Below are 23,604 nucleotides of genomic sequence, written 5' to 3' on the forward strand. Positions count from 1 at the left end.
CAAGTAGATTTTTGAATTAAGCCGCTTTGAATCTTAACTTTGTCCAACCAAAGACACCAATAAATACTAAAAACTGAATGAGAACGATGCTTGGACCTGAAGCAAAATTTAAAATACCTGACACAAGCATTCCCACAATGCTGCTAATAGCACCAATCAGCACAGACATCGCTAAAAAGCGAATAAAGCGATCGCTTGCTAGTTTAGCCGTAGCCGCAGGAATGACAAGAAAAGCATTGACCAGCAAAACACCAACCGCTTTAATCGCGATCGCCACCGCAAAAGACAGCAGGACAACAAAGGCATAACGATAAAATTGCACTGGGATACCCTGAACTTGAGCTACAGCAGGGTTAAGAGTCAGCAAAATTTGTTGTCGTAGTGTCAGTAAAAGAAAAAGGCTGCTACCAATAAGTATAAGCAGTGTCAAAACCAAGTCAGTCGGGTTAATTGCTAGAATATCTCCAAACAAAACTGACATCAAGTTACCTCGGTAGCCTTGAATGAAGCTGCTGAGAATAACACCAACCGCTAAAGCCCCTGATAAGACAATACTTAAAACGCTATCGCTTGCTATGTCGGTTTGGTCGATTAAGTAAAGGACAACTAAGCCGAATACCAATGTAAAAGGTATTAACATCCACGTAGGATTTATCTGTAGCAACACGCCTAAGGTCACGCCAACTAACGCTGCATGACCTACAGCATGACTAAAAAAAGACAACTGTCGCAAAGTGACAAAGCTACCTAGCAAACCACCAAGGATTCCCATTAACATCGCACCCGCGATCGCGCGTTGCATGAACGGAAACTGTAGTAAAGTCCACAAATCATTATTTGCAATAACCGCTAATTGTTCTACAGTGTCCATAGGGATAGTTAGAAAACTAATCAGTTTTGTGCAGCCACTTTTCAAAATAATTGCATAGACTTAGCGTTTTTTGAGACTCTGGTGGGAAAGTTTCTCTAGGGCGACACAGACCCATTCAAATCATCTCAGCTAAAAACAGTTCAGCGAGTAGCTCAAGTTATACTTGGAGTGTCTAGGTCAAATAGTTAATTGATTGTCAAATGTCATCAACCAATACTGCCAATTCAGTATTAAAGAACTCTACCCAGGATGAAGCGCTTAAGTGTCATCCACCACATCCAGTTGATGTAGATAGCGTACATTGTCTGCAACATCGAATTCTCAATACTGAAAAAGCGCAGCGAATGGCAGAGTTTTTTAGCTTGCTCGGAGACCCTAACCGACTGCGAATTTTGTCACTTTTAGCCGCACAAGAACTTTGCGTATGTGACTTAGCAGCAGCTCTAGACATGAGCGAATCAGCAGTTTCGCATCAACTGCGTACTCTCAGAACAATGCGCTTAGTCAGCTACCGCAAGCAAGGACGCAACGTATTTTACCATCTTGAAGATAGCCACGTGCTGAATCTTTATCAGTCAGTTACCGAACATCTCGATGAGATCGCAGACTAGTCTTTTTGCTGCTTCAACCCTCTGCGAAAGACTAACTGCATTAATCCAGGAAATAGCCCGTAAGCAGCTTTGGAAATATTTGCAGAACCCACTAACACTTCTTCGCGCTGGTGCTTCACAGCTTCCCAAACAGCTTTAGCAACATCTTCGGGTTTTTCAATAATAGGGGTACTGAGAAGTTGGTTAAGCTGATCGAGGCGTGCTTGTGCGTCTTGTCGATCTTTACCGCGAAGAATAGCACGTTCTACAAAATTGCTTTTGATAATACTCGGATAAATTCCACCAACATGAATTCCCTTTGGCTTGAGTTCCGAATGCAGCGCTTCGGTTAAACCTGTAATTGCATACTTACTTGTTGTGTATGGTACAAGGTAGGGAAGGGGAACTTTACCACCAATCGAACTTATATTAATAATTGTGCCAGTTCCTTGGGCAAGAAAATGCGGTAGTAATGCATGAATTGTATGAATATATCCCCACAGGTTAGTATCGAGCGTTTGATGCCAATCTTCTAATGAGAACTCTTCTACAGGACCGGAAATGTAAATGCCTGCATTGTTAACGAGTACGTTAATTGTACCGTAATGGTCTAATGCTTTACTTGCTAAGGATTTAACTTGCTCTGGATCGCGGACGTCTGTCGGAATGGCGATCGCCTGGCGACCAAGACTGCGAATTTCTTCAGCTACGGCTTGTAATGGTTCTGGCTGTCTCGCGGCTAGGACTAAATCGTATCCTTTACGCGCAAATAATAGCGCCGTCGCCTTGCCAATACCTTGCGAAGCACCCGTAATTAAAACTGTAGTCGCCATGATTTTGTCATTTTGATGCTGTACCCACAAGATCTATTAGCTAGCGCCAATTTCTGCTGTACCTCTCTCTGTTGGCAGAAATCTCTATCCCCATCACTGCCAAAGCTCATTTGTTTTTTAGTAGAGAGCCGAAACATCTCATAAGTGCATTTAGGGCTGCAAACCTTTTTGGGAGAAGTTATTTATCTGGAATGTAAAAGCCTTCTGTTTCCTACCTTTGGTATTTCTTCAGTCATTGAAATTGCGGCGATCGCTTACCCAACACTGTTGGCATAAATACTTATAGAATTTATCAGCATTAATTATAAAACTTATGGAGAGATGATTACTACGATCTATCGCCGTATATATTAGTACTTGACAAATTCAATGACTTAGTATACACAATGGCTTCTTGACTCAAGGAATAACCGAGATTTGCTCAATTTTATGACTAAAGAAAGACTGCAAGGCTCTGTTTGATGCTATGATAAGAAATGTAAAGTTAAGTAAAAAAGGAAGCTTTTAGGATAGATAAATCGAGTCGTCACAATTCTTAATTCTAAGGAAAATAAGCAAGAAAGCTTCTGATTTTTTCTGTTAAATATACTGAACTTCAGAATAATTACCTCATTTTACGAGGTAAGAGACCTATACTTTTTAGCTAGTATACTATGCTGTGAAGTATTATTTTTTGGCGTCTTAATTTATTTATAAATAATTGCAATGCTTGGTATTTGTTATATCAAAATATCAATTTTGGCGATATTTTTTGATTACAACGGGCTGCAATAAAGTTTAAAGCTAAGCGCAATCAATAGAGATTTAACAGTGGCAAAAGCACAGGATTAAATCGTCCTGATTTTTTTTGCTGAGTAACAACATGACGAATAAATGAAAAATACTAGTCTTGATAAGATGAGTCAATCTATTACTAAACTGCCAAATAAATTACAGCAAAAAAATCAGAGTATAAACACATATCAATGTCTCTTAGTTGCTATCTTAGTCATTTCCTCTTGGGCTGGAAGCTTGGCTTATCTCCTTACTATAGATATTTCAAATATGCCCAGTATTATATTTATACCTGCGATACTTTTTCAAACATTCTTGTATACAGGTCTTTTTATTACGGCTCATGATGCTATGCATGGAGTTGTTTTTCCTGAGAATATTAAAGTGAATAACTTCATCGGCTCATTAGCCGTAGTACTATACGCGCTTTTTTCTTATAAAAAACTTCTCAAAGCGCACTGGCAACATCACCAAAATCCAGCTAGCGAACTAGATCCAGATTTTCATAATGGTCAAGAAACGAACTTTTTGAGTTGGTATTTTCACTTTATGAAAAAATACTGGAGTTGGTGGAGGATATTGGGGTTAGTTGTTATATTTTATCTAGCAAGTTGTGTACTGCATTTGCCCGAAAAAAATTTAACTTTGTTTTGGGTAGTTCCTTCTATTTTGAGTTCCGTGCAGCTATTTTATTTTGGAACCTTCTTGCCACATCGAGAGCCAGTAGGCGGATATACAAATATTCATAAAGCCCAAAGTAATCCGCTACCTGTTTTTTGGTCATTCATTACTTGCTATCATTTTGGTTATCATCGAGAACATCACGAATATCCAAATGTTCCTTGGTGGAAATTGCCAGAGGTATACAAAAAAGCTAAGGTTTAACGAGCGAATTTCAAAGGTAGTTTTTTGTCTTCACACAACTGCTATTTATAATAAGCTTACAAGGACATAACCAAATTTACGATTGTGACAAAATCAAAGATCCCTGTTGCTTTAACAATTGCTGGTTCCGATAGTGGTGGTGGTGCAGGAATTCAAGCAGATTTACGCACGTTTGCTTTTCATTGCGTTCATGGTACGAGTGCGATTACTTGCATAACGGCACAAAATACATTAGGAGTGACGCGTGTTGACGCGCTACCAGCCGACGCTGTGATTGCACAGATACAAGCAGTTGTTGAAGATATTGGAATTCAAGCTGCAAAAACAGGAATGTTGTTAAATCAAGAGATTATCACAGCAGTTACCCAGCAAGTAAAAGAGTTAGAAATTCAGAATTTGGTTGTCGATCCCGTGATGGTATCGCGTACAGGCGCGCAGTTAATTGACGATGCGGCGGTTGCGAGTTTGCGAGATTTAATTTCGTTAGCAACGATTGTCACTCCGAATAAGTACGAAGCGCAGTTGTTAAGCGGTTTAGAAATTCATACCATCGATGACATGCGCGCAGCGGCGGGGCAAATTTATCGCCTCGGTGCAAAAGCAGTTTTAGTTAAAGGCGGCGGAATGACAGGTAGTCTGCGTGGCGTGGATGTGTGGTTTGACGGACAGCGCTGGGAAACTTTAACAACGATGCAGGTAGACACAAATAATACGCATGGTACGGGTTGTACTTTAGCTGCTGCGATCGCGGCTCATCTGGCGCTGGGAAGTGATACCTTGAGTGCTGTCCGCCGTGCGAAAGAGTATGTGACTGCGGCGCTGCAATACGCGTTAGATATTGGTGGCGGATCTGGACCTGTAGGACACTTTTTTCCGTTGTTAGCAATGGATAGCTAAAAAACTACAAAGCTTGTTTTTTACTTTTTTCTAAGTAGCTACAAAACTAAGGCAAGATCGACTATTCTTTTGTGCATAACCTTACAGGATGGCTGAATCCGATCGCTGACTAACACCGATCTGGCTAGCCTGATGAAGTTCTGTTCTTTATGCCAAGGCATCGATGCGATTGAGTACAACCCCTAGCCCTAATTCTACCTCTGGAAGACACGACTCACCCTCGGTACCGCTTTCGGTATACAAGGAACTTGCTGCACAACTGCAAGCGACAGAAGCCAAAATTAACTTGCTGAGTGCAGAAAATTACGCGTTAGCCAAACAAAATCAGCAACTGCGACAAGAAATCGAAACCGCTGTTCAGTCGGTTATCCGGCTGCAACAAATCGTTGATAGTACGCCACCATATAGCCGCAGTCATCATGCTACTCCACCTGCTGCGTCTTCGCGGTCAACGCAGCGCCGCAAAAAAACAGTCAAGCCGATGACAGTACTACCAAAGCAAACAAGTACAGTTGGACGCTTACATACAGAACAAGCAGACGGGCGCTATCGCCGTCGCGCGTCTCCAACGGCTTCAGAAGTGAACGGTTGGGGCTTGGCGATCGCAATTTTAATCATTGTTGTCTCAGCGTTTGGTGCAGGTTATCTGATTGTGGGACCACTGCGGTCTAATCGTTGAATCAGGAAATCTTTTGCCCAAAAACCGCGTACTATTAGTTTAATGTATTATTTGTTACTAAATACTGAGATAGTGGGATGCTATTTAAAAATTCATGTTTCACTCACAAGACAAACATTGCACCTGTCATCCTTTTTATGGAAAATAACGAATTGACGGAATGTGACATCATCTACTAAATTAACTTTGTTTTAGAACTGATGTGTTAGTAGCTTTTATTTGAATGTTCAGCAAATTTAAGTAAGGAGTGAAGAAAATTGAAAAAAGTTGAAGCAATTATCCGTCCTTTCAAACTCGATGAAGTCAAAATCGCGCTCGTCAACGCTGGTATTGTTGGCATGACAGTTTCTGAAGTTCGCGGCTTTGGACGGCAAAAAGGTCAAACAGAACGTTATCGTGGTTCAGAATACACGGTAGAGTTTTTGCAAAAACTCAAAGTTGAAATCGTTGTTGAGGATAGTCAAGTCGATATGGTGGTAGATAAAGTAATCGCTGCCGCCCGTACAGGGGAAATTGGAGATGGTAAAATCTTTATCTCACCAGTAGAGCAAGTAGTTCGGATTCGAACAGGAGAAAAGAATCTAGAAGCAGTGTAACAAAAGGCTAGTAGCGAGGGGCGCTTGAGCGAGTGGCTAGTAGCTAGTTGTGAGTGGCTAGTGACTAGTTACGAGTTTTGAGAGATGCGTTTTGAGTTATATAGAAAACACTATTCCTTCTCTGCACCCCTGCACCCTCTGCTTTCTATATCGCCAGCCTAAACGCCAAGTTTGGCGAGTTGGGGAAGTAGCACTTTGAAGGCTTGACCGCGATGGCTGACTTGCTGTTTGACTTCAGGAGGCATTTCAGCAAAAGTCATGTTGTGACTTGGTACATAGAAAATCGGGTCATACCCAAAACCGCCACTACCGCGAGGGGCAAAGAGAATTTCACCGCGACAAGTTCCTTGGGTTTGCAGCGCAATTTCACCATCAGGACGCGCGATCGCGATCGCACAAACAAACTCTGCTTGGCGATTTGCTGCGTTTTCTAATTCGGTCAAGACTCGTTGAATGCGGTCAGCGTCAGTTTGACCATACCGCGCAGAATACACGCCAGGAGCGCCATTAAGCGCATCAATGGCTAAACCAGAATCATCGGCGATCGCCCACTGACCTGTTGCTTTTGCTACCGTAGATGCTTTGAGACACGCATTTTCAACAAAAGTACTTCCTGTTTCCTCAACTTCCAAAGCTTCTGGCTTGAGAATTAATTCCCATCCCAAACCGACAAGATAAGCTTGCATTTCGCGCAGCTTACCTGGATTACTTGTCGCGACTACGAGTAAATTTGGCTGTTGACTGACAGATACCGCATTCATATCGGCAGCAGAGGGGTAGAGGGGCAGAGGGGCAGAGGAGAAATTATTTGTAGCTCTTTTTTAAGGAATATCGCTTCCCTCTCACCCACCTGCCCACTGTTTCGCCCAAGCTAAGGTACGATGGACTTGTTGCATTGTAGGAGCTTCACAATACAAGCGTAGAACGGGTTCTGTTCCACTAAAACGAATCATTAACCAACTGTTATCGGCTAAGCGGAACTTATAGCCATCGATGCTAAGACAATCTTGAACGCGTTCGCCCGCGATTTCGCTTGGCGGTTGATTTTGGAGTTGCGCTAACAATCGCGATCGCACTTCCATACTAGCGAGTGGCAAATCAATGCGATCGTAGGCAGAAGTAAAATTAGTTTTTGCCTGTAATTGACGATATAAATCGCTTAAATCGGTTTGCGAAGTGGCGATCGCTTCGAGGACGTACAACGCAGATAACAAAGCATCGCGTTCGGGAATATGCGTTCCATAACCGATTCCGCCCGATTCCTCACCGCCTAGTAACACCTGAGTTTCTAACATGCGATCGGCGATGTATTTATAACCAATCGGTGTTTCATAAACAGATAATTGGTGTAAAGCAGCAACTTTAGGAATTAAATCCGAACCACTCACCGTTTTCACAATCTCGCCAGTCAAACCGCGCTCAACTGCTAGGTGTTCGATGAGGATTGGAATTAAAACTTGCGAACTCAAGAAATTTCCTTGTCCATCTACCGCAGCAATGCGATCGGCATCGCCATCAAAGACTAATCCTACCGCTAAAGCGCCAGCAGCGCTTCTTTGGTGCGATCGCATCAAGCGAAATAAACGTGATAAGTAACGCGGTAGCGGTTCCGGCGCACCGCCACCAAACAGAGGATCGCGATCGCTATTGATTTCCTCGATGGGTACTCCCAAGATCTGCGACAACCCGCCAGACGCAGCACCGTGCATTGCATCTGCAAATACACTCAACTTTCCTTGCGTAATACAAGCGCGAATTTTTTCAATATCGACTTTCGCGCGTAAGGTTTCGCAGTAGTTTTGCCAAGGGTTAAAGTGCGATATCTTGCCCGTTGTCTGGGTAGGTAATGGTTCACTCAGCAATGCTTCAATGTTTCGCGTGACTTCCGGCGGAACCGAACCACCAAAAGCACCTTTGACCTTTAATCCTAGATAGCTACCAGGATTGTGACTTGCTGTAATGACTAATGCACCTAATGCATTATGCTGCTTTGCTGCTAAGCTAAACGCTGGGGTAGGAGCGTAAGTTTCTGAAAGCAAGACATCAAAACCAGCTTCGGTGACGGCTTTTGCGGCTTTTTGGGCAAACACTTCTGCCATAAAGCGACGGTCATAACCCACAATAACCGTATTGCTACCCGTATCGCCATACGTTTGCGATAATACTTTTGCTGCGATCGGCGCAACTAGCGAAAGATTATCAAAGGTAAACTCATCACCAATGATTCCTCGCCAACCGTCTGTACCAAATTTGATTGCATTTCCAGCAACTGGCATCGAGTGTATCCTATTATATTTGCACTATTAACTTGGATCGAATCTAACATTGAAAGTTTAGCATTAATGAAAATCGCACCTTGTCTTTTGTTGGGTAATTGATAATGTAGAGCTTGGCGACTAAAGTCAAGGATGTTGGGCGGAGGTGTCCTCCGCCCTTTATCATCCGTGCAGCTTAAAAACTAAGTCCACCTGCGTGGACTTATGCCAAGATGAGTGTTGTATAAACCGATCTTTGCAGGTATTGGTTTAAATAGCTGAACGGTAGAAACCGAAGCTATTTATAATTGCCATTGAAAGAATAATACAACTCTACCCGCGATGCGTTGCCAAATTGGACGCTTACGCCACTGAGTTCGATCGATCTGGTCGCTTTTAGCAAATCCTTTAAGAAAAAATTGCTCGATATTTTGCACGAGTTGCTCGTCAGCAGAAGATATATCCAGTTCGTCATTGTGAAAGAAACTGCGCGGATCGAAATTTGCACTTCCGCTACTCACCCAGTCACGGTCTAACAGCAAGGCTTTGGCGTGCATCATACTCGGTTGGTATTCATAAATTTTCACGCCTGCTTTGAGTAAATTGCCGTAAAGTTCGCACGAGGCGTAGTAGACAAATTTCTTGTCACACTGACTACCATTTGTCAGAATGCGGACATCAATTCCATTATTTTTTGCGCTGACGAGTTCTCTTCGCAAGTTTTCGTCAGGGACGAAGTAGGGGCTAGCAATCCAAATTCGTTGTTTTGCAGCCGAGATACTTACTTGAAATAATGCTCTTACCGATGAGGCGCGATACGAAGGATCGTCACCGGCGGTGACTAGAACAGTTGCATCATCGTTGGGTAGCGGATTAAAAATTTGAGGGTCTAAGTTAGCAGTACCGCGTACGTAAGTCCAGTGCTGCATGAATATTCCTTCAAGGGCGGCGACGACTTCACCTTCCCAGCGCATCTCAAAATCGTACCAAGGACCTGTATCTTGGATCTTGTCAACTCCGTCCCAATAGTCAGAAATTCCTGCGCCACCAATTAAGCCTACTTTACCGTCGATGAGCAGTAGTTTGCGGTGCGTGCGCGCAAAGTAATCTACCGGAGCTTTCCAGTTAAAATCGTTGTAAAAATGGATATTAATTCCAGCAGCGCGTAATCGATGCCAATAACGCCGCGACAGTTTTTTTGCACCGTATTGATCGACAACCATTTCAACTTCAACCCCTGCTTGCGCGCGTTCAATTAGTGCATCGGCTAAGTCATTGACGCGTCGCCCTGGAGTCATGAAAAAGGTTTCAAAATGAATTGCATGCTGGGCGCTGCGAATAGCTGCAAGTCTTGCTGCATTAATGGCTTCTGATTCTACCCAAAAACCTGTCAAGCGTCCGCTGGTTGTCACAGAGTTTGATAGGCTAGCAAGTGCTAAAGGAAATCGCGGATCGCGCGGCGCGGGAACGTTTTTGATTTTGTACTCGACGCGATCGCGAAACGTTCCTCTAAAGTACAAAATAAAAACAACGACACCTGCTATTACTAACGCTGCTACGCCCAACCAACGGAACACTGGATAAAGTTGGATCATCTTGACATTTTTCTTTCTCGCCAGCAGCGTCTGCAATTAACTATAAGGAAAAAATTCCCAATGCTGCTACGACTTTAGTACAAATTAATACTATACAGCAGTAGCCACACTGGGAAAAGTAAATGCAGAATGTAAGTTGCAATATACTCAGTACTAGAGCATATTAACTCTACAAGACTTGAGATGATTGAGTAATAGCGATCGCCTAAACAACTTGTGTTAAAAAGTTCAACTTCTGTTCGGTATCGAGCGATCGCAGCGAGTTTAACAACTCAGTTACTTTTGCCGAAGGGTTATAGTCGTTAGGTATTCCAACAACACCATTACCAAGCTTTTGCGCCACTTGATACCAAAATGCTAACTTTGACTCGGTTTTCATGGAGCCATACTCGCCGGTAGGAACAGTATTTTCACCAGAAACGAGTTCGGTTAACGCCTTAGCTGGATTAGGATCGAGCGTTGTTTCATTTTGATCGTTGCGGCTTGCAGGTAAGAGATCGCGCAACGCATCAACTTGTCTTTCTTGAGACAGTTCCTGAATTTTAGCGACTAATCCTGATACTTCTGATGCATTTCCTACTTCGGGGGGAACCGCGCTAGCCACATCTTGATAAATTAGCGCCATCGCTGCTAGGCGATCGTCGATATCTAATTGTTTGAAAGCTTTTACAGATTGATTGAGAACATCCGTGTTCGCAGAAGTCATAGCACCCTCTTCAATTTCAATTTTTGTCTTAGCTGACTTTTGAGAACAGGAAAAACAGATAGCAACGCAGTTAGATAATGACCCAATTCCGATTGCAGTTGTGAAGTTAGAAAGCGAAAATATTCAACTTTCTAACTAGTTTGCTATAGCATTTCTATTGCCTTTTTGAGTTGTCTAGAAACACTACAATAACAAATTCAACTTCTTCAAAGAAGCACATTGCATTTATACTTCTGATCCACCTGCGGGTTCTGCACCCATAGGTGCTACATAGTCGCGTAAGGTTGTAATTTGTTGTTCAAATTCAAGTCCTTTGACTTGTTCTAGAACTTGTTTTGCTTCAGAAGAAAGCTCGTAGTTAGGAGGCATGGGGATAATTGTACCGCTATCCATTCCTTGCGCTAAGCGATACCAAACTAATAATTTAGTCGTATCGCTCATAGAGCCGTACATCCGCGTATATTCAGTATCAGCTTTATTAATTAGATCGCGCTGAAATTGTAGCTGTTCTTCGTGCGATTTTTCTTTAATTTGATTGAAAAGTCCTTCCGCAATATCAGGAGAAACGGTACTCGCTTGAGGTGCAGCGGGTGTAATCGAATCACCCATTTCTTTGTAAATGAACCAGAATAAAGCCAGTTGTTCGTCTACACTCAAGCTTTGAAAAGCTTTGACGACTTGAGTAATCGTCTCATCATTAGTTGTTGGCATAAATACCTCGACTCAAATTGCTCAAATAAACTACAGCTAGATTCTTTCGCTATAACACAGGTCAATATGGTTAGGACATTAAAGACACTCAGAATTATTACCCCTGTGTTAACTCTGACCTCTGACCTCTGCTAGCAATCTAGAAAACTAACCTAAACGAACGGTATCAAAAGACGCGATTTGAATGAACCCCACTGAAGACAGATGTATATCAACTTTATGCTGCGCAAATTGAAGTAAAGGCTATCTCAGGAGGAATTGAACGTGAGCCGACGTTTGGAAGACAAAGTTGCGATCGTGACGGGAGGCGGTACGGGAATTGGTGAAGCGATCGCCCATAAGTTTGCCAAAGAAGGTGCAAAAGTTGTTGTCAACGGCTTACCTGACGACCCGATCCAAGATGTTGTAGACGCCATTAAAAAATATGGCGGCGAAGCAGTTCCTTACGCGGGTGATGTTTCTCAAGAGTTCCACGCGCAAAACTGCGTGCAAACGGCAATTACTGCGTATGGACAATTAGATATTCTGATTAACAATGCGGGAGTTTTTCTCGCGACGGCTGAAACGCAAGATTATCCAGTGGAAGTTTTTGACGACACAATTCGGATGAATATCCGTTCTGCGTTCTTAATGACTAAGTATGCCCTACCACACTTGCAAAAATCGCGTGGTAATATCGTCTCTGCTGGTTCGGAAGCAGGGTTTAATGGCATTGCGCAAAACACGCCGTATGGAGGTACGAAAGGCTGGATGCACTCTTTTATGAAGGGTGTTGCGGTCGAGCAAGCAAAGTACTGTATTCGCGCAAACTGCGTTTGTCCTGGGGCGATTGATACTGCATGGACGCGCAAAGAAAAAGGTCCAATGGATAGCAAAATGGAAAAAATGCTCATCCAAGGTACGCCGATGGCGCGACGCGGTACACCAGAAGAAGTTGCGAACGTGTATGCTTTTATCGCATCTTCGGAAGCAAGCTATGTTACAGGTGCGTTGTGGCTAGTTGATGGTGGCGTCACTGTCGCTAAAGGTGCTGTTGGTTCTGATACTCCGATGTGGTTTCGTTCAGAACCGCAAGGTGAATTACGCTTGGAACACGCGCAAGAAGGATTAGACAATAAAGATACGCAAACCATTAAATAGCAATTCGCTTATCGGGTAGAAATTATGCTCTACCCGACAGTAATTTAATCTGCGTGTTCTTCATAGTCTTCGGAGGATTGCGGGTCTAATTCCCAACGGCGATCGTCACGAATGTTCAACACTTCGGTTGTATGGACGTACTCTTCTTCTGCCATATCTAAACCTACAGCAGCACCGATTTCATCGACAACGTTCTGGTCGGGAGTTGGCGCAGTTCCTCCTACGGCTTCTTCCCCCGCAACATCAGCTTGATCCCATGCTGCATCCAAGTCCCCACCTGATAATTCTGGACTAACATCGGTGTAGTCACTCATGCGATCGCGCCAACCCTCTGCTCTACCTGCATCAACTCCTGGTGGTGTGTGTACTCCGGTACCATACGATGGATTTGTGTCTTCTAGGTCTTCATCATTAATAAAATCTTCGTCTGGATTTACTTTTTCAGCCATAGCCTTTACATCCTCATACACTGCGAGAAAGTTTGACAAAACTTGTCGCTAACCGTCTTATATTTCCACCATACCCTTTTTGATTGCAAGGCAAGCTATTTCTTAAGGGATATCCCCCATGAGAGAAGAAATATATCCCTTTGGAGTGACGAGAAGCTCAGGGCAAGATACATAACCTAGTAAAAGGAATTGGTGTAAAGCCGCGTTGTTACAAATACAGCAATCTCAACCACACTGGCGTAAAGCTACTTCTTGCGATCGCCAATACTGTATGAGAAACGGCAGGTATATAGTTCAAGCATTTTCTCAATGTGTCATTCAAATCACGCAAAGGTAGTTTTTCCTATATACGCGTCAGTGTGTTTACAACTTTGACAAGTTATCTACAGCAAAACAGATTGCATCAATTTCTAAGTCACTTAGCGATCGCAGTTGAATATCGAATCAACACACTACACTACTTTAGGAGGACAAATGACAATTTCTAGCAATTCTCGAAGTCGCAAAAAAGTAGCTATTCTCATTGAGAACGGAGTTGAGGACGTCGAATTTCAAATACCATACAATGCTTTAAAGCAAGCAGGATTTGACGTCACAATTTTGGGTTCGCGTACGAATGAAACGTACAAAGGTAAGCAAGGAAAGCTAGCTAAAGAAGCCGACGGAACCACCACAGAAGCAATGGCTTCCGAGTTTGATGCTGTAATCGTTCCTGGCGGTATGGCTCCCGATCGGATGCGCCGCAACCCGAATACTGTACGCTTTGTGCAAGAAGCTATGGAACAAGGCAAAATCGTGGCGGCGGTTTGTCACGGACCACAAGTTTTGATTGAAGGCGACTTGCTAAAAGGTAAAACAGCGACTGGCTTTATTGCAGTGCGTAAGGACATGATTAACGCGGGAGCAAATTATGTTGATGAGCCGGTAGTCGTCGATGGTAACTTGATTACTTCGCGTCAACCTGGAGATTTGCCAATCTTTACAACTGCGATTTTGAGCCGTTTAGGTTACGGTGGTAAAGAAGCTGCGCTTCCCGACGAAACTGATAGAAATGCAGAATGGTGGAAACTCGCTGATGCGTGGGGTGGTTCGAAAAAAGGTGAAATCGTCCAAGCTTTAAATACGGCGTTGGCGGGTGAGCGTTATGCGCAAGAAGCACTAGAGCAATATGCACAAAAAGAATCAGATAGCGAAGTGCGATCGCTCTTTCAACAAATGATGCAAAATAAATTGCAGCACATCCAAAAGCTAGAAGCACGTTTAGCTGCTTTGGGAGAAAAACCATCATTAACTGCAAATATTGCTGATAAATACGCCAAAGTCAAAGCTGCACTTCGCGGTAGTGACGATATCTATCAAATCCGCAGCGCGTTAGGTGACTTGCAAACAGGGATCAACGATATTTCTACCTTGATGGTAAGTACCAGCGACCCTGTAACGACTGACCTATTACGCGATATTGCTCAAGATATGATGCAGCAAGAGCAACAGCTAGTCAAACTTTATCGCGCACGTGTAGGAAGCGAAATCAAACCAGGTAAACCAACAACCGGACCTGCGATCGCTGCTCAGTAATAAAGATAAGTAAGGAGAAAGGTTTGACTTTTCTCCTTTTCTCAATTTTTAATCTGAAAGTTTGTACATACAAGTTGCAATCTATTAGTTGTTATGGAATTAACACCACAAGATAAATCAAGCGAACAATCGCCAGAATCTATCGAAGCAGGCGAAAAAGAACGCTGGGCGTCGTTAATCGGTGGCGGTGCAATGGTATTAATGGGTTTAAGACAGCGATCGCTGCGTGGCGTGTTAATGGCGGTTGCAGGCGGTGGCTTACTATACCAAGGAGCAAAAAAACAAAGTACGCTCAAGCAAGCCCAAGAAGCGCTTGGCTTGAATCAACCGATTAAAGTCGAAAAAACGGTAACGATTAATAAACCAGCAGCAGAACTTTATAGCTACTGGCGCGATTTTGAAAAATTACCGACATTCATGAAGCATCTTGAATCGGTAACAGTGTTAGACGATAAGCGATCGCACTGGGTAGCTAAAGCGCCCCTCGATGCTAAAGTTGAATGGGATGCCGAAATTATTCAAGAGCAAGAAAACGAATTGATCGCGTGGGCTTCAACCGAAGACGCAGATATAGAAAATTCCGGTTTTGTGCGCTTTAAACCCGCCCCAGGAAATCGCGGAACTGAAGTCAAAGTTGTCATGGAATACAACCCGCCAGGAGGGGCGATCGCTTCCGCCCTTGCTAAACTTTTTGGCGAAGAACCCGACCAACAAATCGGTGACGAATTGCGTCGCTTTAAGCAACTTATGGAAGCTGGAGAAATCGCGACAACCGAAGGTCAACCTTCCGGTAGAGATTAGTAAGTGAAAAGTGAAGAACAAAAGACTATTTTTCTCGCTGCAAAAATCTAAAATTTAAGAATTGAGATGAAAGCTGTCTGCTGGCAAAGTGCTAATAATGTGCGGGTAGATAATGTTCCAGACCCGAAAATACTCAACCCGCGCGATGCGATCGTAAAGATTACATCTACTGCAATTTGTGGTTCTGACCTACATATTTATGGTGGTTATATCCCTACAGTGCAAAAAGGTGACATTATCGGTCACGAATTTATGGGGGAAGTAGTCGAAGTTGGTAAGGGCGTTAACAATTTACAAGTAGGCGATCGCGTTGTTGTTCCTTCAACAATCGGTTGCGGTCGTTGCTACTATTGCGAACGCGACATGTGGTCGCTGTGCGACAACTCTAACCCCAACGGCTGGATGGAAGAAAAGCTATTCGGTAATATCACTTCCGCAATTTATGGTTACTCGCACCTCTTAGGCGGTTATGCAGGGGCGCAAGCCGAATACATCCGCGTACCGTTTGCAGATGTTGGCGTTTTGAAAGTTCCCAAAGAATTACCCGACGAGAAGCTACTCTTTATTTCCGATGCGATTCCTACAGGGTACATGGGCGCAGAGTTATGCGATATTCAGCCTGGCGATACGGTAGCCGTTTGGGGTTGCGGTGCTGTCGGACAATTTGCGATGATTAGCGCTTACATGATGGGTGCAGAACGCGTGATTGCAATTGACCGTTTTCCCGAACGCTTGGAGATGGCAAGAAAATACGCTAAAGCTGAAACGATTAATTACGAGGAGGTCGATCCAGGCGACGCGCTTAAAGAAATGACCGGCGGACGCGGACCTGATTGCTGCATCGATGCGGTTGGGTTAGAAGCACACGGCGTAGGTGTTGAAGACTTCTACGACCAAACCAAGCAAAAGCTGAAGCTAGAAACCGACCGCCCGCACGTCTTGCGCCAAATGATGGTAGCGTGTCGTAAAGGCGGTACGCTCTCAATTATGGGTGTCTATGGTGGTTTTGTAGACAAAATGCCCTTGGGTGCAGCATTCAACAAAGGTTTGACGTTTAGGATGGGGCAAATGCACGGACAGAAATATATGCGTTTGTTGTTACAACTCGTCCTAGATGGCAAACTCGATCCGTCGTTTATCGTCACGCATCAGTTACCCCTAGACGAAGCACCCCACGCTTACAAGATTTTCCAGCAGAAGCAAGATAATTGCGTCAAAGTCGTACTAAAACCGTAAAACTGAGAGAGATCAAGGGTTATAAGGCAAAAACTAACCAATTACCAATTACCAAGTCAAGTATTAATATGAAAGCTGTTTGCTGGTATGGCGCTAACGATGTGCGGGTCGAGACAGTGCCAGATCCAAAAATTCTCAATCCCCGCGATGCGATTATTAAAATTACATCAACCGCAATCTGTGGTTCAGATTTACACATCTACGATGGCTACATTCCCACGATGCAAAAAGGTGACATCCTCGGTCACGAATTTATGGGAGAAGTTGTCGAGATTGGGAACGCTGTTAAGAATGTAAAAGTAGGCGATCGCGTCGTTGTTCCTTTCACTATTTCCTGTGGTAACTGCTTTTTCTGTCAGCGCGATTTGTGGTCTTTGTGCGATAACTCTAACCCCAACGCCTGGATGACGGAAGTGCAAATGGGTTATTCGCCAGCAGGGTTATTTGGCTATTCGCACTTGTTTGGTGGCTACGCTGGGGGTCAAGCGGAATACGCCCGCGTTCCTTTTGCTGATGTCGGTTTGCTCAAAATTCCTGACGGTTTAGCAGACGAGCAAGTATTATTTCTAACTGATATTTTCCCTACAGGCTACATGGCGGCGGAGAATTGCCATATCAAACCTGGTGATATCGTCGCCGTTTGGGGCTGTGGACCTGTCGGACAGTTTGCGATTAAAAGTGCTTATATGCTAGGTGCAGAACGCGTCATCGCGATCGATCGCATTCCGGAACGCCTACAAATGGCAAAAGAAATTGGTAAAGCTGAGGTCATTAACTACGAAGAAATTGACCCAGGCGAAGCCCTCAAAGAAATGACTGGCGGTCGCGGTCCTGATGCTTGTCTTGATGCTGTGGGTATGGAAGCACACGGAACCGGACCAATGGCGCTTTACGACCAAGTTAAGCAAGCGGTACGCCTAGAAACCGATCGCCCAACTGCACTGCGACAAGTTATCTTGTCGTGTAGCAAAGGCGGTCACGTCTCACTCGCTGGCGTTTATGGTGGCTTCCTCGATAAAATTCCAATGGGTGCGGCGATGAACAAAGGTTTGACTTTCAAAATGGGACAAACGCACGTCCATCGCTATTTGAAACCTTTGTTAGAACGAATTCAAAACGGCGAAATTGACCCTTCTTTTGTGATCACGCATCGGCTGAAGTTAGAAGATGCACCGCACGGGTACGAGATTTTTAAGCACAAAAAAGACAATTGCATCAAGGTTGTACTTAAGCCATAACACTGGAGAAAAGCTAGTATGAGTGACACTACGGTTATTAAAGTCAGTTCGAGTCATTCGCCACACGGCGCAATGGGGCAAAAATATCTTGCGTCGGGTAAAACCGTTTCCATGCGGCTTTGGGAAAATGAACAACCAGGCGAACCAAAACCTGAAGCAACGCGCGAGTACGAAACGGTCGGCTATGTTATTCAGGGTCGTGCAGAGCTACACCTTGAAGGTCAAAAGCTGTTGCTAGAACCAGGAGATTCTTGGGTTGTCCCTAAAGGTGCTTCTCACACATATAAAATCCTTGAATCTTTTACCGCCGTTGAAGCTACAAGTCCACCCGCCCAAGTACATGGGCGCGATGAGGCTTAAAGCCATAACAACACTTGAAGTATTTGTTGAGCCGCTACTATGAAAAGTAGCGGTTTTTTTAGTTGCCAGAGCTTTTTGAAATAACCACAAAGTTCACAAAGTACACAAAGAAAGGACAAGCGAGGTCTTATATCGTCTTGCTTTAAAGTTTCTATAAATAGACCGCTTCAGGTGCAAAAGGGTAGAGGAGAAATTAATTGTACTTCTTATTCAGAGAAATGGTGTTATTTATTTTTTTGCAGTTTTTGTTAAATGATTGTTAAATATTAGATTAATAATACTTTAATATCTAGTAAGAAAAAACTCTAAAGTCATTACATTTGCGAACTTGCCGAGGAAAAGCAAAATTTTTAGACACATATTTTAAGTAAATTACAAGAGTTTAATTACTTAAATATATATAGAATGTTTAAATGTATTGAAAGGTGGTGTTTTTTGCTACTTTATTAGTTAAAAATAGCAGTTATACCTATATAAATTGGATATTTTTTGTCTGCCCAATGGCTGATGTAATTAAGCTTTTTAAATAGATACTTAAAGATAGTACAAAGATATCAATTGTCTAGATGAGATGCCGCGATAGAGGCATCTTTATTGATGTCTTGTGTGGCTAGAAGCAAAAATTTTATTAGGGAGAATTTAGATGTTTTTTCATCAAAAGCGGTTACAGTATTTTACTCCACCAGATAAACCAGACCCTCTATTTGCTAAAAAGATGCAAGAGTTAGTGGGCGGTGCTTTTGGCGAAATGACTGTGATGATGCAGTACTTATTTCAAGGTTGGAACTGCCGAGGACCTGCAAAATACCGCGATATGCTACTCGATATTGGAACTGAGGAAATTGGTCATGTCGAGATGGTAGCAACTATGATTGCGTATCTACTCGATAAAGCACCCCTGAAAGTTCAGGAAGAAGGAGCTACAGACCGTATTGTAGGCGCAGTGATGGGCGGCAATAACGTACGCGACGAAATTATGGCAGCTGCAATGAACCCCCAGCACGGAATTGTCTCAGGTTTAGGTGCAATGCCAGCTGATAGCGTTGGTTTTCCTTGGAATGGTCGGTTTATTGTTGCGAGTGGTAATTTACTTGCTGACTTTCGCTCTAATCTCCATGCTGAGTCTCAAGGTTTGATGCAGGCTGTACGGTTGTATGAGATGACCGACGACTCAGGCGTGAAAGATACGCTCAGTTTCATGATTGCTCGTGACACGATGCATCAAAACCAGTGGTTAGCAGCAATTGAAGATCTACAAAGTGAAGGGCTAGAAGGACCAATCTCTCCCAGTATCGCGTATGAATACGGCAAGAATGAGTATGCTTATAAGTTCTTGAACCATTCAGAAGGTACGCAAAGCGCTGAAGGACGTTGGGCTAAAGGTCCTACACCAGATGGCAAAGGCGAATTTGAGTATGTAGCAAATCCGCAACCAATGGGACCTGAACCCGAACCACCACAACCCGATCCGCGTTTGCACGGTACAAGTAAAACAAGCCAAGTTCCTGGTACAGCAGGTCAAGCATAATCAATACTTGCCGCATAGAAGTGCCATAATCATTGCAATTATACGAAGGGAGATGATTGAAAGCAATCGAGTCTCCCTTTTTCTGATTTACAAGAGTTTATTAGTTGAATAAACTAGACAACTACTGTAGCTTCATTGCTGAGCGATTTTACGAAGTTGATATGACTCTTCCCAAAGTTTTTCTACACCTTCAGTGGCAATTCCTTTGACGTAGTTGATTTTGATTTCTTCTAAAAGATCGATAACAAGCGATTGAATTTCTTGAACATTTTGTTGTTTTTGTAGTTCGACTTGCAAAGCTTGAATAAAGTTTTCCACTAACTGGTTTGATAGCTGCATGACAACAGGATCTTGCAGGAAATGACTCATAGTGCTATACGCACTGTGGGAGATATCTGTGGCGAGTTTTTCGGTTAATTGCTCAGGTAAGCGCCGCATTCCTGGCACATTTTGAATTTGACGGTACAACGGAGATTGATTAAGACTATTGATAACCATGTGCTGTACCAAAGCTTCTATGTCGGGCTGCATTTTGGGTAGCACTTGATGAATGCTCAAGTCGAGCAAACGCGCTGCGATCGCCTGCACTTCGTTCGTATTATTAATATTGATATAAGGACGGCGTGATTCTGGATTTAAGACCCAATTTGCGACATCTCCTCGCTTTAAAGCATCCTGCGCTTGATCGATAATCCGAATTCCTACAATTTCGGTAATTTCTTCAGCAAAATTAATTACCACGTCATGATTGATTTGTTCGCGCAGTGGTTCGAGATCGACAAGTTCAGATTGATATAAGCGAACGGTTAAAGGAATAATTCTTAGCCAGCGCCAAAATGGTAGTAGAAGTAAAAGATCGAACCAACGCCGGAGCATCGATTGTAACCAGTTTAAGTCTGGATATTTACGACTAATTGCAAAAGTCCGGACGACAAATTCGCAGCCAAATAAAACAACAAACGGTAAGTCAATCAGCCAAAACTTATCGACAAATTTGCCATTAGTGCCAATATCGCGATAATAGTTAGTCTCAATTAATGGTCTAAGTTGTGTATCAAAAAAGTTGAACTCCTGCTGCAAATTTTGTGGCGATAAATGTTGCGTACTCCAAAACAAGTCAAAAGCTTTATGCGCAGATTCTTCATGCATGCGAGCGCGAATTTGGTTTTTAATCTTAGCTAGCGCTCCTGACTTATTTGCCTCAGCAAAGGGATTATCTTCGATCATTTCGTTACTCAAAAACTGTAATTCTTGCAGTAAATTTTCTGTTTCCTGTGACTGCAAACCAGTTAGCTCGACTTGTTGTTTTAGTGCATTGACCTGAGCAAGATAACGTTCAGTTTCTCGATGCGGTTCAATACCTTTGAAAAAATCGTATCGTTGAGTAAAGGCAGGAACTGCATGAAAATAAAAATCTCGCCAAGGTATATAGCTATAGTCAAACAATACTAAACAAAAGTTAATGAGCGCGACGATCGCAAAAAATCTTTCGATACCTCGGCGGTGACGGCTGGGCTTATTTGGAGAAGATTTTTGTTGCACGAAGGACATAGTTATTTAAATTAAGCCTTAAATTAAGGATGCACTAAAGCGTTGCCAGATTGGAAATTAACATAGTAGGGTAAGTGATACTCATCTAGCTTAAGCTTGATAGTACTAGGGATATGACTGCCTTAGAAAATCGTTGGAGCTATTCGATCGGCAATGGTGACAGTTGTTATCTGCATTAATCTAGGACTGACACTAGTTCTTTTGTTTATTGCTTGGCAGATTTGGCGTTTCAGGCTCAAGTTAGCGCAGATAGCAGATGTTTTACTTGTGTATGAGCGGGTGACTCGTGCAGCTTTACAACGAACTCCAGAGGCGATCGCTGTCGGTAGAATGGCGATCCGCCAAACGCGACAGGGAGACATTTCGCAAGAATTAAAACTGTTAAGAATCCAGCAAGTATTAAATCTTTTGGTAGTTGGGTTACAGATTGCACAGCAAATTGCACTGCTGCGTCAGACAAGATTTTTCCGCAAAGCTTTGGCAAAATACACTTATAAGTAATCCTCAATTCAAACGTTAACCTCTCATATGAGTTAACCTGGATTTTTGGAGCACGATACAGCGATAGTCGCGCAAGCCGAGCAAACTTACATAAAATGAGTGTAAGGAGATAGATTGAGATATGTCTAACAACCGTTCTGGGGTTTTTGTTGGCGGTATGTTGTTGGGGGCTGCTATTGGCACTCTCACAGGCTTGCTAATGGCACCGCGTACTGGACGCGAAACACGCACCTTGCTGAAAAAATCTGCTGATGCTCTACCAGAATTAGCAGAAGATTTATCAACAAGCGTCCAAATCCAAGCAGATCGCTTATCAGAAACAGCGCTCCGTAACTGGGATGATACGCTGGAACGATTGCGAGAAGCTTTGGCAGCAGGAATTGAGGCAAGCCAACAAGAGCGGCAAATATCTGCTCGCCAGAATAAAATGGAAGCTTCTTCGGATCAACCTCCGCTTCTAGACCGCTTATAACTATTTATTAATCTACTCGTGATTGACCCTTTATTCTGGCTGGGACTGTCGATTCTATTAGTAGCGGTGAGTTTAACCGCAGTATTGGTGGCAGCCTTGCCAGCTTTACAAGAATTAGCGCGGGCGGCTCGCAGTGCAGAGAAATTGTTTGATACCCTGCGCCGCGATTTACCACCCACACTAGAAGCAATTCGCTTAACAGGTTTAGAAATTAGCGATTTAACTGATGATGTAAGTCAAGGAGTACAAAGCGCAACTAACGTTGCCAAGCAAGTAGACCAAAGTCTTGATAAGGCGGTAAAACAAGTCCAGAAAGTGGAAGTGAGCACGCGCAGCGTTTTTACAGGCGTAAAAGTGGCTTGGAGGACTTTTACGCGTGGTTCGCGTCGCAGCGGCGATCGCCTTTCAGGAGGACAGCGATCGCGACAAGTCCGCAGCACGAGTAATCTTCCTTATCAAGAAGAATTCTCAGAAGAAGCTGCATCGATTGAACAATATCACAACTACACCCCTGAATTAGAGTCAAATCAAGTACGCTACGATCAATCAAATTGGCACGATGACAGCGATGATGTTGAAACGGTAGATTGAAGAGGTCAGAAGTTTGAGGTTAGCTGGCATACAAGCTCTCACATTTCTTAAACTGCACCGTGTCAAATCACAAGCATTCCCTGACCTCTGCTTTCAAACCTCTCCTAGATCGCTGGAGACATCATCAAAATGCTCAACAAAGACCAGCCGTTAACAACTTACCCTAAACAAAATTACAACGGTGTTTTCACGCTAATTATTGTCAACTTGGTTGTATTTATTGCCGATCGCGTTTTAGGTATTCCGTTTATCCAAAATCTCTACCTTAATCACGCTTCTCCAGCTTGGTATCAGTTTTTCACTTCAATGTTCTGTCATGCCAACTGGGCGCACATCTCAGGAAATCTGTTTTTTCTCTATATATTTGGCAGGATTGTGGAAGAAGAAGAGGGGATTGTTGGAGTCGTCAGTTCTTACATTATTTGCGGACTAGGCGGTAGTCTCATGAGTTATTTCTTTCACGGGGGTGCGGTTTACTCATTAGGGGCGTCAGGAGCAGTTTTTGGTTTATTTGCTGTCAGTGTTCTCATCAAACTCAGCTGGCATTGGCGAAAAATCTTAGAAGTTCTCATTCTCGGTCAATTTGTGATTGAGCGCGTAGTCTTTGAGTTACGACAAACAGGCATTCAAGACGGTGTTGACCACATTGCGCACCTGGGCGGCGCTTTAGTCGGTGTAGTGCTTATTTTATTTTTAATGCGACTGCAACCAACTGAAGGGGCAAGGGGTGGGTGAAAGATTGGCTAGTAATTAGTGCGTGAGTGTTGAGT

General features: G+C 43.3%; 26 protein-coding genes. 17 read left to right on the top strand and 9 right to left on the bottom strand.

The genetic code is table 11. The features are described 5' to 3' along the window. Nucleotides 1-16: 16 nt before the first annotated feature. Nucleotides 17-871, bottom strand: a complete 855-nt coding sequence (locus B1A85_RS01955) for a metal ABC transporter permease (RefSeq protein ID WP_104545241.1) — start codon at nucleotides 869-871, stop codon at nucleotides 17-19. Between the two features lie 200 nt (nucleotides 872-1,071). Here B1A85_RS01955 and B1A85_RS01960 point away from each other — a divergent pair, with 200 nt between their 5' ends. Beyond that, nucleotides 1,072-1,482 carry a helix-turn-helix transcriptional regulator gene (locus B1A85_RS01960; protein WP_104545242.1) on the top strand — a complete coding sequence of 137 codons (411 nt, stop codon included), beginning with the start codon at nucleotides 1,072-1,074 and terminating at the stop codon, nucleotides 1,480-1,482. On the opposite strand, the gene B1A85_RS01965 is transcribed toward B1A85_RS01960, so the two are convergent. Then, a complete protein-coding gene (locus B1A85_RS01965; protein WP_104545243.1) occupies nucleotides 1,479-2,294 on the bottom strand; it encodes an SDR family oxidoreductase in 816 nt (271 codons plus the stop codon). The two genes, B1A85_RS01960 and B1A85_RS01965, sit on opposite strands and share 4 nt — an antisense overlap. A 144-nt stretch (nucleotides 2,295-2,438) precedes the next feature. On the opposite strand from B1A85_RS01965, the gene B1A85_RS25485 reads away from it, so the two are divergent. The 5 genes from B1A85_RS25485 to B1A85_RS01985 all read left to right on the top strand — a co-directional run bounded on the left by B1A85_RS25485 (nucleotide 2,439) and on the right by B1A85_RS01985 (nucleotide 6,125). Continuing rightward, a complete protein-coding gene (locus B1A85_RS25485; RefSeq protein ID WP_256387426.1) occupies nucleotides 2,439-2,570 on the top strand; it encodes a hypothetical protein in 132 nt (43 codons plus the stop codon). Nucleotides 2,571-3,167: 597 nt separating this feature from the next. Further along, nucleotides 3,168-3,953 (top strand): beta-carotene ketolase CrtW, encoded by a 786-nt coding sequence (gene crtW / locus B1A85_RS01970; protein WP_210404130.1) that lies wholly within the window; start codon nucleotides 3,168-3,170, stop codon nucleotides 3,951-3,953. 84 nt (nucleotides 3,954-4,037) lie between these two features. Then, nucleotides 4,038-4,850, top strand: a complete 813-nt coding sequence (gene thiD, locus B1A85_RS01975) for a bifunctional hydroxymethylpyrimidine kinase/phosphomethylpyrimidine kinase (protein ID WP_104545244.1) — start codon at nucleotides 4,038-4,040, stop codon at nucleotides 4,848-4,850. A 163-nt stretch (nucleotides 4,851-5,013) separates the two neighbouring features. Further along, on the top strand, nucleotides 5,014-5,529 hold the full coding sequence (locus B1A85_RS01980; RefSeq protein ID WP_104545245.1) for a hypothetical protein: 516 nt from the start codon (nucleotides 5,014-5,016) through the stop codon (nucleotides 5,527-5,529). 257 nt (nucleotides 5,530-5,786) lie between these two features. Then, the gene (locus B1A85_RS01985) at nucleotides 5,787-6,125 is read left to right on the top strand and encodes a P-II family nitrogen regulator (RefSeq protein WP_104545246.1); all 339 of its coding nucleotides are present in this window, start codon (nucleotides 5,787-5,789) and stop codon (nucleotides 6,123-6,125) included. A gap of 158 nt (nucleotides 6,126-6,283) precedes the next feature. Here B1A85_RS01985 and rdgB read toward each other — a convergent pair whose 3' ends face one another. The 5 genes from rdgB to B1A85_RS02010 all read right to left on the bottom strand — a co-directional run bounded on the left by rdgB (nucleotide 6,284) and on the right by B1A85_RS02010 (nucleotide 11,392). Further along, a complete protein-coding gene (rdgB, locus tag B1A85_RS01990) occupies nucleotides 6,284-6,886 on the bottom strand; it encodes an RdgB/HAM1 family non-canonical purine NTP pyrophosphatase (protein ID WP_104545247.1) in 603 nt (200 codons plus the stop codon). 81 nt (nucleotides 6,887-6,967) lie between these two features. After that, the gene (locus B1A85_RS01995) at nucleotides 6,968-8,401 is read right to left on the bottom strand and encodes a phosphoglucomutase/phosphomannomutase family protein (protein WP_104545248.1); all 1,434 of its coding nucleotides are present in this window, start codon (nucleotides 8,399-8,401) and stop codon (nucleotides 6,968-6,970) included. 281 nt (nucleotides 8,402-8,682) lie between these two features. Further along, nucleotides 8,683-9,975, bottom strand: coding sequence for a phosphatidylserine/phosphatidylglycerophosphate/cardiolipin synthase family protein (locus B1A85_RS02000; RefSeq protein WP_104545249.1), 1,293 nt, complete (start codon nucleotides 9,973-9,975; stop codon nucleotides 8,683-8,685). Between the two features lie 205 nt (nucleotides 9,976-10,180). Further along, nucleotides 10,181-10,681 (bottom strand): orange carotenoid protein N-terminal domain-containing protein, encoded by a 501-nt coding sequence (locus B1A85_RS02005; protein ID WP_104545250.1) that lies wholly within the window; start codon nucleotides 10,679-10,681, stop codon nucleotides 10,181-10,183. A gap of 225 nt (nucleotides 10,682-10,906) precedes the next feature. Then, entirely contained in the window at nucleotides 10,907-11,392 is a 486-nt protein-coding gene (locus B1A85_RS02010; RefSeq protein ID WP_104545251.1) for an orange carotenoid protein N-terminal domain-containing protein, read from the bottom strand. 264 nt (nucleotides 11,393-11,656) lie between these two features. Here B1A85_RS02010 and B1A85_RS02015 point away from each other — a divergent pair, with 264 nt between their 5' ends. Beyond that, nucleotides 11,657-12,532: an SDR family NAD(P)-dependent oxidoreductase gene (locus B1A85_RS02015; protein WP_104545252.1), complete on the top strand. Its 876-nt coding sequence runs from the start codon at nucleotides 11,657-11,659 to the stop codon at nucleotides 12,530-12,532. 44 nt (nucleotides 12,533-12,576) lie between these two features. Here B1A85_RS02015 and B1A85_RS02020 read toward each other — a convergent pair whose 3' ends face one another. Beyond that, the gene (locus tag B1A85_RS02020; RefSeq protein ID WP_104545253.1) at nucleotides 12,577-12,981 is read right to left on the bottom strand and encodes a DUF6335 family protein; all 405 of its coding nucleotides are present in this window, start codon (nucleotides 12,979-12,981) and stop codon (nucleotides 12,577-12,579) included. 474 nt (nucleotides 12,982-13,455) lie between these two features. Here B1A85_RS02020 and B1A85_RS02025 point away from each other — a divergent pair, with 474 nt between their 5' ends. From B1A85_RS02025 to B1A85_RS02050, 6 genes are all read left to right on the top strand, one after another. Further along, nucleotides 13,456-14,556 carry a DJ-1/PfpI/YhbO family deglycase/protease gene (locus tag B1A85_RS02025; protein ID WP_210404131.1) on the top strand — a complete coding sequence of 367 codons (1,101 nt, stop codon included), beginning with the start codon at nucleotides 13,456-13,458 and terminating at the stop codon, nucleotides 14,554-14,556. A 93-nt stretch (nucleotides 14,557-14,649) separates the two neighbouring features. After that, the gene (locus tag B1A85_RS02030) at nucleotides 14,650-15,357 is read left to right on the top strand and encodes an SRPBCC family protein (protein WP_104545254.1); all 708 of its coding nucleotides are present in this window, start codon (nucleotides 14,650-14,652) and stop codon (nucleotides 15,355-15,357) included. 66 nt (nucleotides 15,358-15,423) lie between these two features. Continuing rightward, nucleotides 15,424-16,593, top strand: coding sequence for a zinc-dependent alcohol dehydrogenase (locus B1A85_RS02035; protein ID WP_104545255.1), 1,170 nt, complete (start codon nucleotides 15,424-15,426; stop codon nucleotides 16,591-16,593). Nucleotides 16,594-16,661: 68 nt separating this feature from the next. Then, on the top strand, nucleotides 16,662-17,831 hold the full coding sequence (locus tag B1A85_RS02040; protein WP_104545256.1) for a zinc-dependent alcohol dehydrogenase: 1,170 nt from the start codon (nucleotides 16,662-16,664) through the stop codon (nucleotides 17,829-17,831). A gap of 18 nt (nucleotides 17,832-17,849) precedes the next feature. Further along, nucleotides 17,850-18,191 (top strand): cupin domain-containing protein, encoded by a 342-nt coding sequence (locus B1A85_RS02045; RefSeq protein WP_104545257.1) that lies wholly within the window; start codon nucleotides 17,850-17,852, stop codon nucleotides 18,189-18,191. Between the two features lie 643 nt (nucleotides 18,192-18,834). After that, a complete protein-coding gene (locus B1A85_RS02050) occupies nucleotides 18,835-19,719 on the top strand; it encodes a manganese catalase family protein (protein ID WP_104545258.1) in 885 nt (294 codons plus the stop codon). Between the two features lie 132 nt (nucleotides 19,720-19,851). On the opposite strand, the gene B1A85_RS02055 is transcribed toward B1A85_RS02050, so the two are convergent. Further along, nucleotides 19,852-21,270, bottom strand: coding sequence for a hypothetical protein (locus tag B1A85_RS02055; RefSeq protein WP_104545259.1), 1,419 nt, complete (start codon nucleotides 21,268-21,270; stop codon nucleotides 19,852-19,854). A 153-nt stretch (nucleotides 21,271-21,423) separates the two neighbouring features. Between B1A85_RS02055 and B1A85_RS02060 the strand changes: the two genes are divergently transcribed. The 4 genes from B1A85_RS02060 to B1A85_RS02075 all read left to right on the top strand — a co-directional run bounded on the left by B1A85_RS02060 (nucleotide 21,424) and on the right by B1A85_RS02075 (nucleotide 23,569). Next, entirely contained in the window at nucleotides 21,424-21,771 is a 348-nt protein-coding gene (locus B1A85_RS02060; RefSeq protein WP_104545260.1) for a hypothetical protein, read from the top strand. Nucleotides 21,772-21,892: 121 nt separating this feature from the next. Next, complete coding sequence (locus B1A85_RS02065) at nucleotides 21,893-22,243, top strand: YtxH domain-containing protein (RefSeq protein WP_104545261.1); 351 nt, start codon at nucleotides 21,893-21,895, stop codon at nucleotides 22,241-22,243. Between the two features lie 18 nt (nucleotides 22,244-22,261). Continuing rightward, entirely contained in the window at nucleotides 22,262-22,834 is a 573-nt protein-coding gene (locus B1A85_RS02070; protein ID WP_104545262.1) for a hypothetical protein, read from the top strand. A 129-nt stretch (nucleotides 22,835-22,963) separates the two neighbouring features. After that, entirely contained in the window at nucleotides 22,964-23,569 is a 606-nt protein-coding gene (locus tag B1A85_RS02075; protein WP_104545263.1) for a rhomboid family intramembrane serine protease, read from the top strand. The last annotated feature ends 35 nt before the right edge of the window (nucleotides 23,570-23,604 follow it).

Source organism: Chroococcidiopsis sp. TS-821, assembly GCF_002939305.1.
GTDB lineage: Bacteria > Cyanobacteriota > Cyanobacteriia > Cyanobacteriales > Chroococcidiopsidaceae > Chroogloeocystis.

Coding starts and splice junctions, on each gene's coding strand:
- B1A85_RS01955 (WP_104545241.1), bottom strand. CDS start 871: ATGGACACTGTAGAACAATTAGCGGTTATTGCAAATAATGATTTGTGG.
- B1A85_RS01960 (WP_104545242.1), top strand. CDS start 1,072: ATGTCATCAACCAATACTGCCAATTCAGTATTAAAGAACTCTACCCAG.
- B1A85_RS01965 (WP_104545243.1), bottom strand. CDS start 2,294: ATGGCGACTACAGTTTTAATTACGGGTGCTTCGCAAGGTATTGGCAAG.
- crtW (WP_210404130.1), top strand. CDS start 3,168: ATGAAAAATACTAGTCTTGATAAGATGAGTCAATCTATTACTAAACTG.
- B1A85_RS01980 (WP_104545245.1), top strand. CDS start 5,014: ATGCGATTGAGTACAACCCCTAGCCCTAATTCTACCTCTGGAAGACAC.
- rdgB (WP_104545247.1), bottom strand. CDS start 6,886: ATGAATGCGGTATCTGTCAGTCAACAGCCAAATTTACTCGTAGTCGCG.
- B1A85_RS01995 (WP_104545248.1), bottom strand. CDS start 8,401: ATGCCAGTTGCTGGAAATGCAATCAAATTTGGTACAGACGGTTGGCGA.
- B1A85_RS02000 (WP_104545249.1), bottom strand. CDS start 9,975: ATGATCCAACTTTATCCAGTGTTCCGTTGGTTGGGCGTAGCAGCGTTA.
- B1A85_RS02005 (WP_104545250.1), bottom strand. CDS start 10,681: ATGACTTCTGCGAACACGGATGTTCTCAATCAATCTGTAAAAGCTTTC.
- B1A85_RS02010 (WP_104545251.1), bottom strand. CDS start 11,392: ATGCCAACAACTAATGATGAGACGATTACTCAAGTCGTCAAAGCTTTT.
- B1A85_RS02020 (WP_104545253.1), bottom strand. CDS start 12,981: ATGGCTGAAAAAGTAAATCCAGACGAAGATTTTATTAATGATGAAGAC.
- B1A85_RS02025 (WP_210404131.1), top strand. CDS start 13,456: ATGACAATTTCTAGCAATTCTCGAAGTCGCAAAAAAGTAGCTATTCTC.
- B1A85_RS02030 (WP_104545254.1), top strand. CDS start 14,650: ATGGAATTAACACCACAAGATAAATCAAGCGAACAATCGCCAGAATCT.
- B1A85_RS02035 (WP_104545255.1), top strand. CDS start 15,424: ATGAAAGCTGTCTGCTGGCAAAGTGCTAATAATGTGCGGGTAGATAAT.
- B1A85_RS02040 (WP_104545256.1), top strand. CDS start 16,662: ATGAAAGCTGTTTGCTGGTATGGCGCTAACGATGTGCGGGTCGAGACA.
- B1A85_RS02045 (WP_104545257.1), top strand. CDS start 17,850: ATGAGTGACACTACGGTTATTAAAGTCAGTTCGAGTCATTCGCCACAC.
- B1A85_RS02050 (WP_104545258.1), top strand. CDS start 18,835: ATGTTTTTTCATCAAAAGCGGTTACAGTATTTTACTCCACCAGATAAA.
- B1A85_RS02055 (WP_104545259.1), bottom strand. CDS start 21,270: ATGTCCTTCGTGCAACAAAAATCTTCTCCAAATAAGCCCAGCCGTCAC.
- B1A85_RS02060 (WP_104545260.1), top strand. CDS start 21,424: ATGGTGACAGTTGTTATCTGCATTAATCTAGGACTGACACTAGTTCTT.
- B1A85_RS02065 (WP_104545261.1), top strand. CDS start 21,893: ATGTCTAACAACCGTTCTGGGGTTTTTGTTGGCGGTATGTTGTTGGGG.
- B1A85_RS02075 (WP_104545263.1), top strand. CDS start 22,964: ATGCTCAACAAAGACCAGCCGTTAACAACTTACCCTAAACAAAATTAC.